Below are 16784 nucleotides of genomic sequence, written 5' to 3'. Positions count from 1 at the left end.
TGCATTGCGTACGCGTCCGCTCTCATCACATTGCGTACGCTGCTCGCCACATCGCGTACGCTCACGACCAGATCTGGTTCCTCACATCTGGACGCGAACAGATGTGAGGAACGCAGAATGGTGCTGGGCCCGCCTGGCGGTGTCGTGTTCGAAGGTCAGTAGGCCGCGACTGCGGCGGTGATGAGCGCAGCGAGGTGGCAGCCGTAGCCGAGGATCGTGAGAATGTGGAAGATCTCGTGGAAGCCGAGCCATTTCGGTGACGGGTTCGGCCGTTTGATTCCGTAGATCACCGCCCCGGTGATATAGCACACGCCGCCGAGGACGACGAGGAGCCCCACGGCGAAGTTCGTCGCCCAGATCTGGGGGATGTAGCCGACTCCGGCAACACCGAAGCCGACATAGATGGGGACGAAGAGCCACCTCGGTGCAGTGGTGAAGATCGTGCGGAAGGCAACGCCGAGTGCAGCGGCGCCCCACAGCACGGACAGCAGCAAGATCGCTTGGTCGGTGCGGAGCATCAGCACGGCCAGAGGAGTGTAGGTGCCGGCGGTGATGAGGAAGATGTTCGCATGGTCGAGCCGCCGCAGGATGAGGCGGACGCGGGTGCGCCAGCGGCCCCGGTGATAGACGGCTGAGGTGCCGAAGAGAAGCATGCCGGTGATGGCGAAGATCGCAGCCGCGATACGCGATTCGACCGTTGGGGAGATGATCACCAGCGCCAGCCCGCCGAGCATCGCCAGCGGGAATGCGCCGGCGTGGAACCAGCCTCGCAGCTTCGGTTTGACCTGACCGGCCAGCTTCGTCAGTTCGGCCCGCAGCGCCGAGCGGCGACGGGCGATGCGCTGGTCATCGGCGGGCGGAGCATCATCCGCACCTGCGGAACCGACCGGCCTGGAGCCGTCGGGAACGACTGGAGAGGAATCGATGAACGGTTCATTCATGACTCCATATTAGCGAGCGGGCCTGAAGCCTCATTCAGCATCTTCGGCTAGTAGTCTGTACAGTGTTCGACCCGACCGAAGATTCATATGGAAGAGGACAGCTGTGGCGCGACCCGTGAACCTGCTCTACCGGCTGTACGAGCGGCGGCTCAAACGCGAGCTCGACAAGTCGGTTCCGGTTCCGCGGCACGTCGGCGTCATCACCGACGGCAACCGCCGGTGGGCGAAGGAGTTCGGGGCGACGACCGCCGACGGCCACCGGGCCGGAGCTGCGAAGATTGTCGAATTCCTCGGATGGTGCCACGAGATCGATGTGGAGATCGTCACCCTCTACGTCCTGTCCAAAGAGAACCTCGCGCGTTCGGCCGAGGAGGTCTCGATCCTCATCGAGATCATCTCGGATCTGGTGGAGAAGATCGCCGCGCTCGACGGCGTCGGCGTCCAGCTCGTCGGCGATCTCGACATCCTCCCGACCGACCTGCGGGCCCGGTTGGAAGCAGTGACGACGAACGGCGACTGCGGAATGCGCGTCAACGTGGCTGTCGGCTACGGAGGTCGGCAGGAGATCGTCAACGCGGTGAAGTCCTTGCTGCGGTCGCGGACCGATGACGGCACGGATCTGGAGGCGATCATCTCCGAGCTGTCTCCGGAGCAGATCAGCGAACACCTCTACACCAAGGGCCAGCCCGATCCCGACCTCATCATCCGCTCATCGGGAGAACAGCGACTCTCCGGCTTCCTCATGTGGCAGAGCGCCTATTCCGAGTTCTACTTCTGCGAAGCCTACTGGCCGGATTTCCGGCGCACGGATTTCCTCCGTGCCGTGCGCGATTACGGTCTGCGTCAGCGTCGCTTCGGCAAATAGGCCGGGCCGGTGATGGACCCTGCTGACCGGCCGAATGACTGAGATCTCCCGCATTCACTCGAAGTTCATAACCTCGACTTGACCGAGCACGCGTGCCGCTGCCGCCAGCAGGGGCGAACCGGGTTAGGTTGAATGTAGTTGGTCGACACCAACCCGAGATCGGGGGATGTCAGAACCGGATCTCGGCGGAACTCACGCCTCAGAGGTCCTCATGGCTGAAAAAGTCCACACCTACGTTCTCGACACCTCGGTGCTGCTGTCGGATCCCGGAGCGCTTCTGCGCTTCGCCGAACACCACGTTGTCATTCCGCTCATCGTCGTCTCCGAACTCGAAGGCAAACGCAACCACCCCGAGCTCGCCTTCACAGCTCGCAAAGCCCTCCACATCCTCGACGACTTCCGCTCAGACTACGACCGATTGGATCAGCCCATCCCGGTCGGTGATGCGGGTGGAACGCTGCGGGTCGAGCTCAACCACATCGACGCCTCCACGATGCCGGTCGGCTTCGACCGGACGGAGAACGACACCCGCATTCTGGCCGTGGCCCGCAATCTCTCGGCCGAAGGAAGTGATGTGGTCGTCGTGACCAAGGACGTGCCGATGCGTGTGAAGGCCTCTGCCCTGGGCCTGCATGCTGAGGAGTATCTGGCGGAGCTGGCCGTCGATTCCGGATTCACCGGGATGGGTGAGCTCGGCCTCGACGACGAGCAGATGAGCGAGTTCTATGATTCGGGGTCGATCGTCACCGATGAGGTCTCTGACGAGGTGGTCAACACCGGAGTCGTCATCACCTCACCGCGCGGCTCTGGTCTGGGCCGGGTGCGCAGCGGCAACCGAGTATCGATGGTGCGCGGGGATCGCGACATCTTCGGAGTCCACGGCCGATCGGCAGAACAGCGGATCGCCATCGACATGCTGCTCGATGATGCGCTGGGAATCGTGTCGATGGGAGGGCGAGCCGGAACGGGGAAGTCCGCGCTGGCCCTGATGGCAGGATTGCAGAAGGTGCTGGAGGAGAACAAGCACTCGAAGATCATGGTCTTCCGGCCGCTCTACGCCGTCGGCGGGCAGAACCTCGGCTATCTGCCCGGCAGCGAAGGCGAGAAGATGAATCCCTGGGCGGAGGCCGTGTTCGACACCTTGAGCGCCCTGGTGAGCAAGAACGTCATCGACGAGGTGGTCAACAGAGAGATCCTCGAGGTGCTGCCGCTGACGCACATCCGAGGACGGTCCCTCCATGATGCGTTCGTCATCGTCGATGAGGCACAGTCATTGGAGCGCAATGTTCTGTTGACCGTGCTCTCACGCATCGGAATGAATTCGAAGGTGGTGCTGACCCATGATGTCGCCCAGCGGGACAATCTGCGAGTGAGCCGGCACGACGGCGTCGCTGCGGTGATCGAGAAGCTCAAGGGCCATGATCTCTTCGCTCATGTCACCCTGACGCGCTCGGAGCGGTCGGAGATCGCTGCTCTGGTCACCGATGTGCTCGAGGAGTTCGACCCGTTCCGATCCTGATCCTCCGGATTCGCTGCTGTGGGCGGAACTTCCCCGACCGCTCACGTACGCGCTGCTGTGCCGCGTCATGCGCTGAGGTAAGCGGTCGACGGCGACGTAAGCGGTCGGCCCACTGGCGTGGGTCGAAAGCACAGAACGGCGCCCGGACGAAATCGTCCGGGCGCCGTGTGCTGGTCAGTCAGACCGATGGTTACTTGTAGTCGCCGATCATCGTGGTGACGTCGAGAGCCTTGTCGAGGTCGGCCTCGGTGATGGAGCCGTTCTCTACGAAGCCCAGCGCAATCGTCGCTTCCTTGACCGTCATCTTCTCGGCCACCGCGTGTTTGGCGATCTTCGCAGCCGCTTCGTAGCCGATGACCTTGTTCAGCGGGGTGACGATGGAGGGGCTCGCCTCGGCGAGGAAGCGGGCACGCTCCTCATTGGCGGTGAGTCCGTCGACCATCTTCTCAGCCATGACCGTCGAAGAGTTCGCGAGCAGGCGGATCGACTCGAGCAGGTTCGAGGCCATGACCGGAATGCCGACATTGAGCTCGAAGGCTCCGTTGGTCGACGACAGCGAGACTGCGGCGTCGTTGCCGATGACCTGGGCGGCGACCTGGATAGTGGCCTCACAGATGACCGGGTTGACCTTGCCGGGCATGATCGACGAACCGGGCTGCAGATCGGGGATGGCGATCTCGCCGAGGCCGGTGTTCGGGCCCGAACCCATCCAGCGCAGGTCGTTGCAGATCTTCATGTAGCCGTAGGCGATGGTCCGCAGCTGACCCGAGGCTTCGATGAGCCCGTCGCGGTTGGCCTGAGCCTCGAAGTGGTTGCGGGCCTCGGTGATCGGCAGGCCCGTCTCTTCTGCGAGGATCTCGACCACGCGGGAGGAGAAGCCGTCGGGAGTGTTGATTCCTGTGCCCACAGCGGTTCCGCCCTGCGGAACCTCGGCGACGCGGGGCAGGGAAGCTTCGATGCGCTCGATTCCGTACCGAACCTGAGCGGCGTAGCCGCCGAACTCCTGGCCCAGAGTCACCGGGGTGGCGTCCATGAGGTGGGTGCGGCCGGACTTGACGACGGAAGAGAATTCCTTCGCCTTGTTCTCCAGCGAGGTCGCCAAGGTGTCCATAGCCGGGATGAGGGTGTTGACCAGGGCCTTGGTCACGGCCACGTGCACCGAGGTGGGGAAGACGTCGTTCGAGGACTGCGAAGCGTTGACGTGGTCGTTCGGGTGAACGCTGATGCCGTCGGCTTCGAGGGCCGAGGTCGCCAGCGAGGCCAGCACCTCGTTGGTGTTCATATTCGACGAGGTTCCCGAACCGGTCTGGAACACGTCGATGGGGAAGTGGGCGTCATACTCACCGGAGATGACCTGATCGGCGGCGTTCTGGATGGCCGTGGCGCGAGTCTCGTCGAGCACACCGAGTTCGGCGTTGGCCTTCGCCGCGGCCTTCTTCACCTGTGCCAGAGCCGCGATATGAGCGGATTCGAGGGTCTTGCCCGAGATCGGGAAGTTCTCGACGGCACGCTGGGTCTGTGCACTGTAGAGGGCGTCCTTGGGGACTTTGACCTCACCCATGGTGTCGTGTTCGATGCGAAATTCTTCGGTCATTGTTGTCCTTTCCGTTCGATGCCTGGGAGATGATTGCAGAGCTCAGGCTCGTTGAGAGCCTGAGCGGCTGACCACCGAGGTGGCCGATGGTCAGGAGGCGTAGGTCGAGACCGCGGCCTCGTCGCCTCCGTACTGAGCGACGACCGTGGTGCGGCCGTCGTGGAGCTGGTAGGTGAGTCCGACGATGATGAGTCGGCCGTCTTCGACGGCGGTTCTGATGATCGTGGACAGCTGCATGATCTTGTCGACCGTGTCCATGGTGTTCTGCCCGACGGTCTGGTTGATCGTGGTGCGCCCGTTCTTCCGGGCCCGGGCCACCGTCGGCAGGATACGGGCGACGACGTCGGAGATGAAGCCAGGGGGAGTCTCACCCGAGTCGTAGGCATTGTAGGCAGCGGTCACGGCTCCGCAGCTGTCGTGTCCGAGCACGACGAGCAGGGGAGTGCCGAGCATCTCGACCCCGTATTCGAGCGATCCCAAGGTGACCGGGTCGACGACCTGTCCGGCATTGCGGACGACGAACATATCGCCGAGTCCGACGTCGAAGATCATCTCAGCGGCGACTCGGGAGTCCGAGCAGCCGAAGAGAGTGACGAACGGGGTCTGGCTGTCCGACAGCGACTCGCGTCGTGCGGTGTCCTGGTTGGGGTGTCGAGGGACATCGTCGACGAAACGCTGATTTCCCTCGAGGAGTCGGTTCCACGCCTGATTGGGCATTGCTTTCGCACCTGCTTCCGAGTTGTGTGCATCGCGCCCGGGACCGGGTGCGATGGGAGGTCAGACCAGTCCGCGGCGTGCGGCTTCTTCAGCGGCCTCCACGTAGGAATGCGTCTTCGCGGCCTGGTGCTCGGCGAAGACCTGGCGCACGGTCCCCGACTTCGACCGCATCACCAGCGAGTGTGTGGTGACGTGGCCGCCCTGGAACTTCACTCCGTCGAGCAGATCGCCGTTGGTGATGCCGGTGGCGACGAAGTAGCTGTTGTCTCCGGTGACGAGGTCATCGGTGTTGAGCACCTGGTTGACGTCGAGGCCGGCCTTGGCGGCGGCTTCGCGTTCGGTGTCGTCCTGCGGCCACAGACGGCCCTGGATGACTCCGCCGAGCGCCTTGATGGCGCAAGCGGTGATGATGCCTTCCGGGGTGCCGCCGATGCCCATGAGCATGTCGACGCCGGTTCCGGGACGGCAGGCGGCGATGGCTCCGGCGACGTCGCCATCGGTGATGAGCTGGATGCGGGCACCGGCGGCGCGGATCTCATCGATCATCTGCTGGTGGCGGGGACGGTCGAGGATCATCACCGTCACCGAGGCGGGATCCTTCGTTCCCTTCGCCTTGGCGACGCGACGGATGTTCTCGGCGATCGGCAGACGCAGATCGACGGCGTCGGCGGCATCGGGGCCGGTGACGAGCTTCTCCATGTAGAACACGGCTGAAGGGTCATACATCGCACCGTCTTCGGTCACGGCCATGACCGAGATCGCGTTGGGCATGCCCAACGCGGTCAGGCGGGTGCCGTCGATCGGATCGACGGCGACATCGCAGTGCGGTCCGCCGCCGTCGCCGACCTGCTCGCCGTTGAAGAGCATCGGAGCTTCGTCCTTCTCGCCTTCGCCGATGACGACGGTTCCGGCCATGCGGACGGTGGAGATGACGTTGCGCATCGCGGCCACGGCTGCTCCGTCGGCGGCGTTCTTGTCTCCGCGGCCGACCCAGTGTGCGGCGGCGATGGCGGCAGCCTCAGTGACTCGGACGAGTTCCAGGGCCAAGTTGCGGTCGGGTGCGTCCGACTCGACCTGAGCCTTCTGTGACCATGAGTCGGTCACTGCGACAGGTGGAGCCTCCTCATCAACTCGTCCTCGGTCATGGTGAGATTTCACGTCAACAGGCTCTTTGGAGTCACTCATGGTTCCAATTGTGCCACCCCTGTGATCCGGGTCGCGACAGCGGTGTCCGCTTGTGGCCGCAGTCACGCGATTGAGCTGGAATTGGCCCTTCGCGCGCGAGCCGAGGACAATGGCGGTGTGAATGTCCGAAATGCTGCTGACGAGACGGGTACTCGAACAGTCGTCGACGAGTCGACGCAGAGTCCCAAGGGAGAGTCCATGGCTGACGAGTCCGGAGTGATGTTGCCGGGGTCCCGTGAAGAGATGCGCTCCCTGCGCAAGAACTCGAACTGGGTCAATATGATCATCGCGATCCTCGCCTGTCTGGCCGTCGCCGTCGGGATCCTGTTCCTCGCCCCTCAGCCCGAAGTCGACTCCGAACGTGTCGTCGACTATCAGGGAATCGCCGAACAGTCGCAGGGCAATGCCGACTTCGACCTGATCGTTCCGCAGATCCCGCGTGGGTGGACCTCGAATGAGGCCAGCCTCGATCGTGTGGGCGACTCGGAATACACCTCGTGGTACATGTCGTTCATCGGTCCCGAGGACCAATGGGTGAGCATCGAACAGGCCGAAGCGAGTGAGAACTGGGCGAAGCGGAAGACCGATGAGGCTGTCGCCGCCGAGAAGGTGACTGTCGGCGGCGCCGACTTCCAGATCTACCGCACCGAAGAGGCGAAGGAATACTGGGTCACGCACAAGGGCGACATGTATGTCGTCATGAGTGCCACCGCTGCACCGGACACCATCAACAGCTTCGCCGATCAGGTGGCCGCCCAACTGAAGTGATGTCAGGCGCCTGACCGGAGGTGAGCCGGCACGGCGCTCTCAGCCCATCGGCTGGGCTTGAGCCTGACCTCTGAACAGCCGAGACCTACTCGGCGTCGTCCGAAGTCTCCTCACGAGCCTTGTCGAGGCGTTCGCGTGCCCCATTGAGCCATGATTGGCACCGGTCGGCCAGAGCCTCGCCTCGTTCCCACAGCTGCAGCGACTCTTCGAGCGGCAGATTGCCGGTCTCCAGACGTTTGACTGTCATGACGAGTTCTTCGCGTGCCTGCTCGTAGCTGAGGGTGCTGATATCGGGCTGATCCTGTTGGGTGGTCGGTTCGGTCATCGGTGTCTCCTTCGCAGAGTGAGTGGAATGTGGGCGGAGTGTGGAGCTGTGGTCATCCGTCGGTCGTCGAATCGTCCGTTTCCGGTGAGACGTCGGTGATCGCGGCATCGAATCGACCATGGGCGACCCGGACGTGGACGGTGTCGCCGGTCGTGACCTCGTCGGCATTGCGGACGGCCTGTCCCTCGTCGGTCTGAACCACGGCGTATCCGCGCTCCAGCGTCCGCAGGGGAGAGAGGGACTGGGCCTGGGAACGGAGGTGCTGGATCTCGTTCTGGGCCTGGACGACCGATGCGTTCGTCGCCTGCAGGCTGCGACGGCGGATCATCGCCAGTTCGTTCTCGTGAGCGGTGATCATCGTCTGCGGTTCGGCGAGCACCGGGCGCGAACGCACGGCGGTGAGCATCTCCTGTTCGCGGTCGAGAATGCGATTGACAGCGGCCTCGAGCTCGGCTCGGGCGCGCAGCAGATTCATGCCTTCTTCGGCGACATCCGGCACGATCCTCTTTGCCGCATCCGTGGGCGTCGATGCCCGCATGTCTGCGACCTCATCGAGGATCGGCCGGTCGGCTTCGTGTCCGATCGCCGAGACCACCGGTGTCTGGGCTGCAGACACAGCGCGGACGAGCGCTTCGTTGGAGAACGGCAGGAGGTCTTCCATGCCGCCGCCGCCGCGGGCGATGACGATGACATCGATCTGCGGGTCTGCGTCGAGTTCAGCGAGGTTCTTCATCACGCCGGGGACGGCGTCCGGGCCCTGAACCGCACAGTTGCGGACTTCGAATTCGGCGGCAGGCCAGCGCAGGTGCACGTTGCGGATGACGTCTTTCTGCGCATCAGAATCCCGTCCGGTGATCAGACCGATCCGGTTCGGCAGGAACGGCAGGCGCAGCTTCCGACTGGGGTCGAAGAGCCCTTCGGCACCCAACTGCTTCTTCAGTCGTTCGAGGCGGGCGAGGAGTTCGCCGAGTCCGACGGCACGGATGTCGTTGGCTCGCATCGTCAGTCGCCCGGTCTTCGTCCAGAAGTCGGCTTTGAGGTTGGCGACGACATGGCTGCCCTCGGTCAGAGGCGCCCCGGTGCGGTCGAGTACGTTCTTCCAGACCTGGACCGGCAGGGACATCTCGACGTCGGTGTCACGCAGAGTCAGGTAGCTGGCCTTGCCGCGATGATTGAGCTCGACGACCTGCCCTTCGATCCACACGCTCGACATGCGATCGATATAGGACTTCATCTTCGACGACAGCAGACTCAGCGGCCACGGATTCTCCGCTGTGGTCTCTGCTGCGGTGGCGGCGAGCTCCTTCGGCTCGACGGATTCGCCGAGCGTGCCGGGCGTGCCGGAAATTCTTTGCGCCATCTAAGTCCCCTTCCGAATCCCCAGCCTAACGAACAGCTCTGACACAGCCCATTCCTGGCCGCCGTAGAGGCCTCCGGCTTAGACTGAACGGGTGACTGTCGTTTCAGTACCTGCCCCGACCATTCCGCGCCGGCGTCTGACACCAGGCGAGATCCGCACTCCGGTCAATGCTGACAAGAGAGTGCTGCTGGCCGCGCCGCGCGGCTACTGTGCCGGTGTCGACCGGGCCGTCATCGCCGTCGAACGCGCGCTCGAGCATTATGGTGCACCGATCTACGTCCGCAAGGAGATCGTGCACAATCGCCACGTCGTCGAGACCCTGTCCGAACGAGGAGCCGTCTTCGTCGATGACACCGCTGAGGTCCCGGAAGGCGCTCGAGTCGTGTTCTCCGCCCATGGAGTCTCACCGGCCGTCCATGTCGAGGCGGCTGAACGTTCGCTGTCGACGATCGATGCGACCTGCCCGTTGGTGACCAAAGTCCACAAGGAGGCCATCCGGTTCGCCCGGGACGGCTTCCGCATTCTCCTCGTCGGCCATGCCGGGCATGAAGAGGTCGAAGGGACCATGGGAGAGGCCCCGGACCACATCACTCTGGTACAGAGCCCCGAGGAGGCGCGCACCATCGAGGTGCCTGACGCCGAGAAGCTGGTGTGGATCTCCCAGACGACATTGAGCGTGGACGAGACGATGGAGACCGTTGAGCTCCTGCGTGAGCGCTTTCCGCATCTGCAGAACCCACCCAGCGATGACATCTGCTACGCCACACAGAACCGACAGGTTGCAGTGAAGAAGATCGGGCCCGACGCGGATCTCGTCATCGTCGTCGGGTCGGCGAACTCCTCGAACTCCGTTCGCCTCGTCGAAGTCGCTCTCGAACACGGGGCGAAGGCTGCCTACCGTGTCGACTTCGCCCGCGAGATCGACGAGACATGGTTCCACGACGTGGCCACGGTCGGTGTCACCTCAGGTGCGAGCGTTCCGGAGAGCCTCGTCCAGGACGTGCTGCAGCTGCTGGCCGAATACGGATTCGACACCGTCGAAGAGGTCGTCACCGCCGAAGAGGACCTCATCTTCTCGCTGCCGAAGGAACTGCGCAAACTCGGCTGAGCTGAGCAATTCCGCTACGTGACGCGACGGGGACTTCCACGACTCAACGGAGTCGACAAACGCTGTCGATTCTCAACTTGTCCCCGTCTGCCGACCGCGCAGATGAGTCGGACCACGATCATCGAAGTCCATGGCCCGCGGCCGACTGAGTTCCTCGGCGCTGATGCCGCGAGAACGAGTATCGAGTTCGGCCACGGCGTCGAGCTCGTCGGCGACGATTCCCGTCGAGGGGAACTTTCGCGCGGTGACGAGGAAGCGCGACTCCAGCGAGGAGACGAACCGGTTGTAGTCCTCGACCGAGCGGTCCAGGCTGGCACCCATCCGTGACACGTGGGTGACAAGGGTGCCGATACGTTCGTAGAGTTCCGTGCCGAGTCGGAGCACCTCGGCCGCCGAGGTGGACATGTCCGCCTGCCGCCAGTTGAGCGCCACGGTCTTCAACAGCACCAGCAGAGTCGCTGGTGAGGCGAGGACGACGTTCTTGCCCAGTGCATGATCGATCATCTTCGGGTAGCTTGCCGCGGCCGCGGAGAGCAGACCCTCGGTGGGCACGAAGCAGACGACGAAGTCGGGGGAGGCATCGAACGCCTTCCAGTACTCCTTCGACGCCAGGGCATCAACATGGCGCAACAGGGCGCGGGCATGGTCCTGACCGCCCGTGCCGGAGTCGGCCGCCTCGACGGAGTCCTCGTTCATCCGCGCCGACAAGGGAGTCTTCGCATCGATGACGATCGTGCCGCCGCCGGGCAGGTGGACGACCATATCGGGTCGGTGGCGCTTGCCATCGCGTTCGGCGCTGACCTGGGTGTCGAAGTCAACGTGGGGGAGGAGGCCGGCATATTCGACGATGCGTTTGAGCTGGACCTCGCCCCAGTCTCCACGGTGGGTCGTCGAATTCAAAGCGTTGGCCAGTGACCCGGTCGATTCCTGGAGGCGGAGGTTCTGTTGGCTGAGGTGCCCGATCTGGGAGTTCAGTCGGGTGATCTGTTCGATCTGTGTGCGGTCCTGGGAGTGCAGGTTCTCCTGCAGATTCTTCACGCTTGCCGCCAACGGCCCGATGGCGGCGGTGATCTCACCGGCCATCTGCGCATCGGCCTCGAGATCTTCGGTGCGCTCGGACAGGATGCGTGACGTGGTCTCGGCGCGAGTGAGTCTTTCGAGATAGCGGGAACGGGTGAGACTGCGGCCGAGGAGGAATCCGAGCACGGCGGCGAGGACGATCGCCACGATGAAGACGATGATGACTGCGGATGCGGGGAAAGCATTCATGATCCCAGGGTGACAGAGGGCACTGACACGAGAATTCGAGGACCACCTCGGCGACGGCTAGACTTGGATACCGTGGCTTTGACTATTGGAATCGTGGGACTGCCCAATGTCGGCAAGTCGACCATGTTTAACGCACTGACCAAGAACCAAGTTCTCGCGGCGAATTACCCGTTCGCGACGATCGAACCGAACGTGGGCGTGGTCCCACTGCCGGACGAGCGACTCACGCGACTGGCTGAGATCTTCGGCTCCGAACGCATCCTCAATGCCACCGTCGACTTCGTCGATATCGCTGGAATCGTGCGCGGCGCCTCCGAAGGGGAAGGCCTGGGCAACCAGTTCCTCGCCAACATCCGCGAAGCCGATGCGATCTGCCAGGTCATCCGCGGATTCGTCGACGACGACGTCGTCCACGTCGACGGCAAGATCAGCCCCGCCGATGACATCGACACGATCAACACCGAACTCATCCTCGCCGACCTGCAGACGCTGGAGAAGGCGCGGCCGCGGATCGAGAAGGAAGTCAAGGGAAAGCGCGCACCGGCCGAGCAACTGACCGCGATCGACGCCGCCACTGAGATCCTCGAAGGCGGGCGGACGCTCTACCAGGCGATGCAGGCCGACAAGTTCGACGTCAGTGCCCTGCGTGAGCTGCAGCTGATGACGGTCAAGCCCTTCCTCTACGTGTTTAACGTCGACGACGAGGTGCTCGCCGATGAGGACAAGAAGAACGAGATGCGCGCCCTCGTGGCTCCCGTCGAGGCGATCTTCCTCGACGCGAAGTTCGAGTCCGAACTCGCCGAACTCGACGAAGAAGAGGCCCGGGAAATGCTCGAGTCGACCGGTCAGGAGGAGAGCGGACTCGATCAACTCGCTCGTGTCGGCTTCGATACCCTCGGTCTGCAGACGTATCTGACTGCCGGTCCCAAGGAATCCCGTGCGTGGACGATTCCGAAGGGCGCCACCGCCCCCGAAGCGGCCGGAGTCATCCATACAGACTTCCAGAAGGGCTTCATCAAGGCCGAAATCGTGTCCTTCGATGATCTCGATGCGAACGGTTCGATGGCTGCTGCGAAGTCCGCCGGCAAGGTCCGGATGGAAGGCAAGGACTACATCATGGTCGATGGGGACGTGGTGGAGTTCCGCTTCAACGTGTAGTCGCGTTCCGATTCAACGTCTCGACGTCGCGTCCACTGTCTGCTTGTGCGCAACTTGTGCAAGTTGTACCATAAGCCCATGGCTTCCGTGACCCTTTCCCAGTTCCGTAATCAGCAGAGCGACTACATCGCCGTGGCGCAGCGAGAGCCCGTCGAGATCACTTCGCGCGGAGCCGGTCGCCGTGCCGTGGTCGTGTCCCCCGAGTTCTTTGATCGTGCGCTGCAGGCATTGGAGGACCAAGCTGATGTTCGCGGCGCCGCCAAGGCTCGCAATGAAGAGGGGCGAGTCTCCCACGAGGAGCTCATGCGCGAACTTGGCCTCTGAACCGGTTCGATGCCGTACTCAATCAGCTACGCCCCTTCGGTAGCGAAGACTATTCGGAAGCTCGACAAATCGACGGCTCGTCGACTGCTTGAGGCCATCGATGGCCTCGCCTTTGACCCGCGTCCGCCGGGCTGCATTCAGCTCAAGGGAGGTAGGGGAGAGTTCCGCATCCGCGTCGGTGACTACCGTGTCGTATACGACAACCAGGATGACGAGCTGGTAGTCCTCGTGCTCCGGGTCGGACATCGCCGAGAGGTGTCTCGCTGAGGTGACGTCCACCGTCTCATGATGGAGGGGAGTTCGTTTGCGTGAGCTTGCCCAGATCGAACCAGCGCACTGGGCCCATGGCTAGCCATGTGAAAAAGGGGCGGGATTACAAGTCACCGCTAGTTGCGTCGGGTGTGTTGGGGATCGAGAACTGGATCAAGGACGACCTTCCAGACCTTCTTGGGCGCACCGTTGAGGGCAACGCGACGGGATTGTCCCTCGAAACCCATGGCAGCGTGGGTGGCGCTGGCGTGTGTGTCTTTGGGGCAAGTAGTGGGTCACATAGCACGCGAGGTTATTCGGCTACGGAACGCGGTGGAGTTCCGGTTCAACGTGTGACCAGCGGCGGTGCCGACAACCCGCTTCTACGCAGTTGGCGCACGGATCGCGGAGCGACCGCGGATGCTCGTGGCGCTCTGGGCGCGGATTCCGGCTCTGCACAAGAGATACCCGACGCGCGCCGACGGTTCAATCATCGACGGGATCATCTGAGGACCGCGTGAGGCGGCAGGACAAGCTGGCGTGACGAGAGCCAGCGGAGATCCGCCGATCGATCTGAAGGTGAAGAGTCCCCTCGGAGGTCGACGGCGAAAATGGGGGCATGTACGAAGAACGCCATCCTGACTCGCCTGTTGTGCAGTGCATGTGGCAGGCACGGGCGACGCGAGAGGAGCGCTACCTCGTGCCGGCTGTCGAGCACTGGGACCTATGGTTCACCCGCGCGGCAGATGGGGAGCTTCGCGCCGGAATAGCCGGCCCTTCCATAGGGCACCGTTGGATTCGCTCGACAGTCGGGGAGCACAGCTGGGGTGTTCAGCTGAAGACTCATATCGTTCTGCCCGGAGTGCGCAAGGACCTTTTGCTCGGAGCGGAGCAGCAGTTCGTCGTCGAGGACGGGTTCATCACGCTCGGGATGCAGGCGGTGCCGTTCCCTGAGTTCGAGGATCTGGAGAGTTTCGTACAGGGACTGCTGGAGCTCGATGTGTTGCGCCATGACCACGCTGTTCAACGGATGCTCACTGGCGATGATGCGGGCTATTCGACGCGGCGTCGGCAACGTCGGATCCGAGCCGCGACGGGTCTTACTCGTAAGCAGATCGAGCAGGTGTCGCGCGCGCGTGAAGCGTATGCCCTGTTGCTGCAGGGCGTGCCGCCGATCGAATGCGCTGAGCGATGCGGATTCGCGGACCAGGCCCATCTGACTCGTTCGCTCAGGGTATTCCACGGCCAGACGCCGGCCCAGGTTCTGGCAGGTCGGTGAGGGCGTTTTTGTTCAAGACGGTGGCGTTCCTGCGGTGATGGACTGAGAGCTCACGTTCTCACTGGGTTTCGAGTATTGGAGCAAACGATGTCCGCACCTCCCGCCCCCGAAGGCTATGCCACCGTCAACCCCTTCATCATCACGAGAGATGCCGATGACGTGACGCGGTTCGTGATCGAGGTCTTTGATGGCGAGGAGCGAGTGGAAGCCCGCACCATCGATGAAGACGGGCTGCTGCTACAGAGTGAGGTGCGCGTCGGTACGACCACCATCATGCTCGCCGAGCGTAAGCCGGGCTGGCCGTTCACGCCGAGCCTGCTCCAGGTGTACGTCGACGACCTTGAGCTGGTGCTCGAGCGTGCCCTCGCGCGCGGAGCACGTCTGGTCACGAAGCCAACCGATTTCTTCGGCGCGCAGTTCGCGCGTGTGCAAGACGCGAGTGCGAAATTGTGGTGGATCTGGCGACACGGCGACGCGGCGTGGGACGTGCATGATGATGAGAAGGAATGGCCGGCCGCAGGAAACGACGTCGGGTGGGCCGAGGTATCGCCCGATCTCGAGTACATCCATGACACGCTGCTGGAAGCGATGTCTTCGCTGCGTGACCCAAAGGGGTCATAGGCCCAATCGACCGGAGGCCGGTCGGCTGGTCACCCGTGCAGCGCCGTCTTACGGTGGGATTCGAGCCTTCACCGAGCATGCATGCCGACGTTGATCACATTGCCTGAGCCGTCGCGGAAGAAGAATCGGGTCACACCCCACGTCTCGGTCGTGAGAGGGTGCACGATCTCCAGGTCGGCCGCCACGGCCCGTTCGTAGGCGGCTTGGACGTCGTCAACGAAAACGGAGGCGGTGGGATTCTCAAGAGCGGTCGCATCGGCGGAGAGCAGGCTCAGCTGACGCCCCTCCGCATCGGCCAGGGTGACGATCCATCCGTGGTCCATGACGACGTCGAGACCGAATACCGCGGCGTATTCGTCGACGCTCCGGCGGAGGTCCGTGACAGAGAGGTCGGGGACGATGCGTTCGATGCTCATGACGAGATTATAGCTCCGGCGCACTGTTGTCGCCCGCTGCCGGCATGGTTTACGGCGGACTGCACGGTCGCCGTAACGCCCCTGACCGTGACGCCCGTCGCCCACGGGATGAGCAGCCGGGACCCAGGATTCGCGAGCACCTGTGGCAGGGCGTGGGCTTAGCGAAGGTGATCGCAATTAGGAGCAGCGTCTGGAGGGCATCACGATCGCGCATGAAGGTGTTCACGTACTGCGTGATCGCTTCGGCTTCGTCGACGAGCAGCGCGTGACTGGCGTTGGGAAAACGTTTGACCTCGGACTCGGGAGCACGGCGCCGAAGGGTCGCTTCAGCTCTGCGGGGGACGAACCGGCTTTTTCCGCCGAGTAGGACCGCAACCCGCGAGTCGAATGCGGCCCATTCGCTCGGGGCGATGCGCTGTGGGCGCGGCGTCCCTGCCTGCACGAACTCTCGCCTGCTGGCGATAAGCAGGTCGAGTGTTGTTGATTCGGGCAGCTTTCCTCCTCGTACCCAGGCCAAGTACGAGCGATATCGTTCTTCATCGCCGAGCAACATGGCGAGCATTCGTGCCCATGTTCCCAGGGGGATCGGCGCAAGGGACCCGGGTGGGTCCAGCGCAGTGACGCTCTGGAGGCGGGAGGGGAAGCGGACGAGCTGGTTCAGTGCGGCCCAGCCACCGTAAGAGAAACCCACCAGGTGCACTTTCTCGATCCCCAGGCCGTCGAGGGTCTGCTCGAGCCATGATGCAACCTCCGCGCCCGTCGGAAGTGGCTTGGTCTGGACACTCCGGCCGGCGTCCCAGATGGTGTCAACGGCAAAGATCTGCCGCTCGGACTCCCAGGCGCTGACGAATGGGCCCCACGAGGCGATCGTGCTTCCGCCACCGGGAAGAAGGAGGGCCGGGATGGTAGCGCGGCGCGTCCGCGATGCCGACACCACCGTCGTTCCGTAGCTCGTCTCGACTTGGTGGTCGACTCGCGCGGGCCAGGTCTCCATCGCTCGGTCGAAGGCGCGCATGAAGCGTGCCCGGGCATCAGCGCCTCGGAACCTTCCCACGGCATCAGACATAGGTCGAGTGTAACAACCTG

General features: G+C 63.4%; 19 protein-coding genes. 10 read left to right on the top strand and 9 right to left on the bottom strand.

The annotated features are described in order from the left end of the window. Window positions 1-155 precede the first annotated feature (155 nt). Window positions 156-941 carry a PAQR family membrane homeostasis protein TrhA gene (locus EB835_RS01320; RefSeq protein WP_135807686.1) on the bottom strand — a complete coding sequence of 262 codons (786 nt, stop codon included), beginning with the start codon at window positions 939-941 and terminating at the stop codon, window positions 156-158. Between the two features lie 103 nt (window positions 942-1044). Here EB835_RS01320 and EB835_RS01315 point away from each other — a divergent pair, with 103 nt between their 5' ends. Further along, window positions 1045-1806, top strand: coding sequence for an isoprenyl transferase (locus tag EB835_RS01315; protein ID WP_135807685.1), 762 nt, complete (start codon window positions 1045-1047; stop codon window positions 1804-1806). A gap of 211 nt (window positions 1807-2017) precedes the next feature. Then, on the top strand, window positions 2018-3325 hold the full coding sequence (locus EB835_RS01310; protein WP_135807684.1) for a PhoH family protein: 1308 nt from the start codon (window positions 2018-2020) through the stop codon (window positions 3323-3325). A gap of 190 nt (window positions 3326-3515) precedes the next feature. Here EB835_RS01310 and EB835_RS01305 read toward each other — a convergent pair whose 3' ends face one another. The 3 genes from EB835_RS01305 to glpX all read right to left on the bottom strand — a co-directional run bounded on the left by EB835_RS01305 (window position 3516) and on the right by glpX (window position 6821). Further along, on the bottom strand, window positions 3516-4919 hold the full coding sequence (locus EB835_RS01305; protein WP_135807683.1) for a class II fumarate hydratase: 1404 nt from the start codon (window positions 4917-4919) through the stop codon (window positions 3516-3518). A 90-nt stretch (window positions 4920-5009) separates the two neighbouring features. Next, the gene (locus EB835_RS01300) at window positions 5010-5636 is read right to left on the bottom strand and encodes a carbonic anhydrase (protein ID WP_135807682.1); all 627 of its coding nucleotides are present in this window, start codon (window positions 5634-5636) and stop codon (window positions 5010-5012) included. Between the two features lie 60 nt (window positions 5637-5696). Continuing rightward, window positions 5697-6821: a class II fructose-bisphosphatase gene (gene glpX / locus EB835_RS01295; RefSeq protein WP_135807681.1), complete on the bottom strand. Its 1125-nt coding sequence runs from the start codon at window positions 6819-6821 to the stop codon at window positions 5697-5699. 198 nt (window positions 6822-7019) lie between these two features. On the opposite strand from glpX, the gene EB835_RS01290 reads away from it, so the two are divergent. After that, on the top strand, window positions 7020-7589 hold the full coding sequence (locus EB835_RS01290) for a DUF4245 domain-containing protein (RefSeq protein ID WP_240688466.1): 570 nt from the start codon (window positions 7020-7022) through the stop codon (window positions 7587-7589). An 85-nt stretch (window positions 7590-7674) separates the two neighbouring features. On the opposite strand, the gene EB835_RS01285 is transcribed toward EB835_RS01290, so the two are convergent. Together EB835_RS01285 and xseA are read right to left on the bottom strand one after the other, a co-directional pair. Then, a complete protein-coding gene (locus tag EB835_RS01285; protein ID WP_101555286.1) occupies window positions 7675-7914 on the bottom strand; it encodes an exodeoxyribonuclease VII small subunit in 240 nt (79 codons plus the stop codon). A 52-nt stretch (window positions 7915-7966) separates the two neighbouring features. Further along, complete coding sequence (xseA, locus tag EB835_RS01280; protein WP_135807679.1) at window positions 7967-9274, bottom strand: exodeoxyribonuclease VII large subunit; 1308 nt, start codon at window positions 9272-9274, stop codon at window positions 7967-7969. Window positions 9275-9365: 91 nt separating this feature from the next. On the opposite strand from xseA, the gene EB835_RS01275 reads away from it, so the two are divergent. Continuing rightward, window positions 9366-10382 carry a 4-hydroxy-3-methylbut-2-enyl diphosphate reductase gene (locus EB835_RS01275; RefSeq protein WP_135807678.1) on the top strand — a complete coding sequence of 339 codons (1017 nt, stop codon included), beginning with the start codon at window positions 9366-9368 and terminating at the stop codon, window positions 10380-10382. Between the two features lie 72 nt (window positions 10383-10454). Here the strand turns inward: EB835_RS01275 and EB835_RS01270 are convergent, their stop codons facing one another. Beyond that, window positions 10455-11651 carry a DNA recombination protein RmuC gene (locus EB835_RS01270; protein ID WP_135807677.1) on the bottom strand — a complete coding sequence of 399 codons (1197 nt, stop codon included), beginning with the start codon at window positions 11649-11651 and terminating at the stop codon, window positions 10455-10457. A gap of 72 nt (window positions 11652-11723) precedes the next feature. Here EB835_RS01270 and ychF point away from each other — a divergent pair, with 72 nt between their 5' ends. The 6 genes from ychF to EB835_RS01245 all read left to right on the top strand — a co-directional run bounded on the left by ychF (window position 11724) and on the right by EB835_RS01245 (window position 15282). Then, on the top strand, window positions 11724-12809 hold the full coding sequence (gene ychF / locus EB835_RS01265) for a redox-regulated ATPase YchF (protein ID WP_025778105.1): 1086 nt from the start codon (window positions 11724-11726) through the stop codon (window positions 12807-12809). 78 nt (window positions 12810-12887) lie between these two features. Continuing rightward, the gene (locus tag EB835_RS01260; protein WP_135807676.1) at window positions 12888-13133 is read left to right on the top strand and encodes a type II toxin-antitoxin system prevent-host-death family antitoxin; all 246 of its coding nucleotides are present in this window, start codon (window positions 12888-12890) and stop codon (window positions 13131-13133) included. A gap of 9 nt (window positions 13134-13142) precedes the next feature. Further along, a complete protein-coding gene (locus EB835_RS01255) occupies window positions 13143-13400 on the top strand; it encodes a type II toxin-antitoxin system RelE family toxin (protein WP_135807675.1) in 258 nt (85 codons plus the stop codon). 348 nt (window positions 13401-13748) lie between these two features. Continuing rightward, window positions 13749-13892 (top strand): hypothetical protein, encoded by a 144-nt coding sequence (locus tag EB835_RS20205; RefSeq protein ID WP_168216587.1) that lies wholly within the window; start codon window positions 13749-13751, stop codon window positions 13890-13892. 109 nt (window positions 13893-14001) lie between these two features. Continuing rightward, the gene (locus EB835_RS01250; RefSeq protein WP_135807674.1) at window positions 14002-14661 is read left to right on the top strand and encodes a helix-turn-helix domain-containing protein; all 660 of its coding nucleotides are present in this window, start codon (window positions 14002-14004) and stop codon (window positions 14659-14661) included. Window positions 14662-14748: 87 nt separating this feature from the next. Continuing rightward, entirely contained in the window at window positions 14749-15282 is a 534-nt protein-coding gene (locus EB835_RS01245; protein ID WP_135807673.1) for a VOC family protein, read from the top strand. A gap of 68 nt (window positions 15283-15350) precedes the next feature. On the opposite strand, the gene EB835_RS01240 is transcribed toward EB835_RS01245, so the two are convergent. Then, window positions 15351-15698 (bottom strand): VOC family protein, encoded by a 348-nt coding sequence (locus tag EB835_RS01240; RefSeq protein WP_135807672.1) that lies wholly within the window; start codon window positions 15696-15698, stop codon window positions 15351-15353. Window positions 15699-15747: 49 nt separating this feature from the next. Beyond that, on the bottom strand, window positions 15748-16764 hold the full coding sequence (locus tag EB835_RS01235) for an alpha/beta fold hydrolase (RefSeq protein WP_135807671.1): 1017 nt from the start codon (window positions 16762-16764) through the stop codon (window positions 15748-15750). Window positions 16765-16784: the final 20 nt, after the last annotated feature.

This window comes from Brevibacterium sp. S22, from assembly GCF_004745485.1.
Taxonomy (GTDB): Bacteria; Actinomycetota; Actinomycetes; order Actinomycetales; family Brevibacteriaceae; genus Brevibacterium.
The sequence above is the reverse complement of the archived record's forward strand: the minus strand, read 5'-3'. Positions and strand labels throughout refer to the sequence as shown.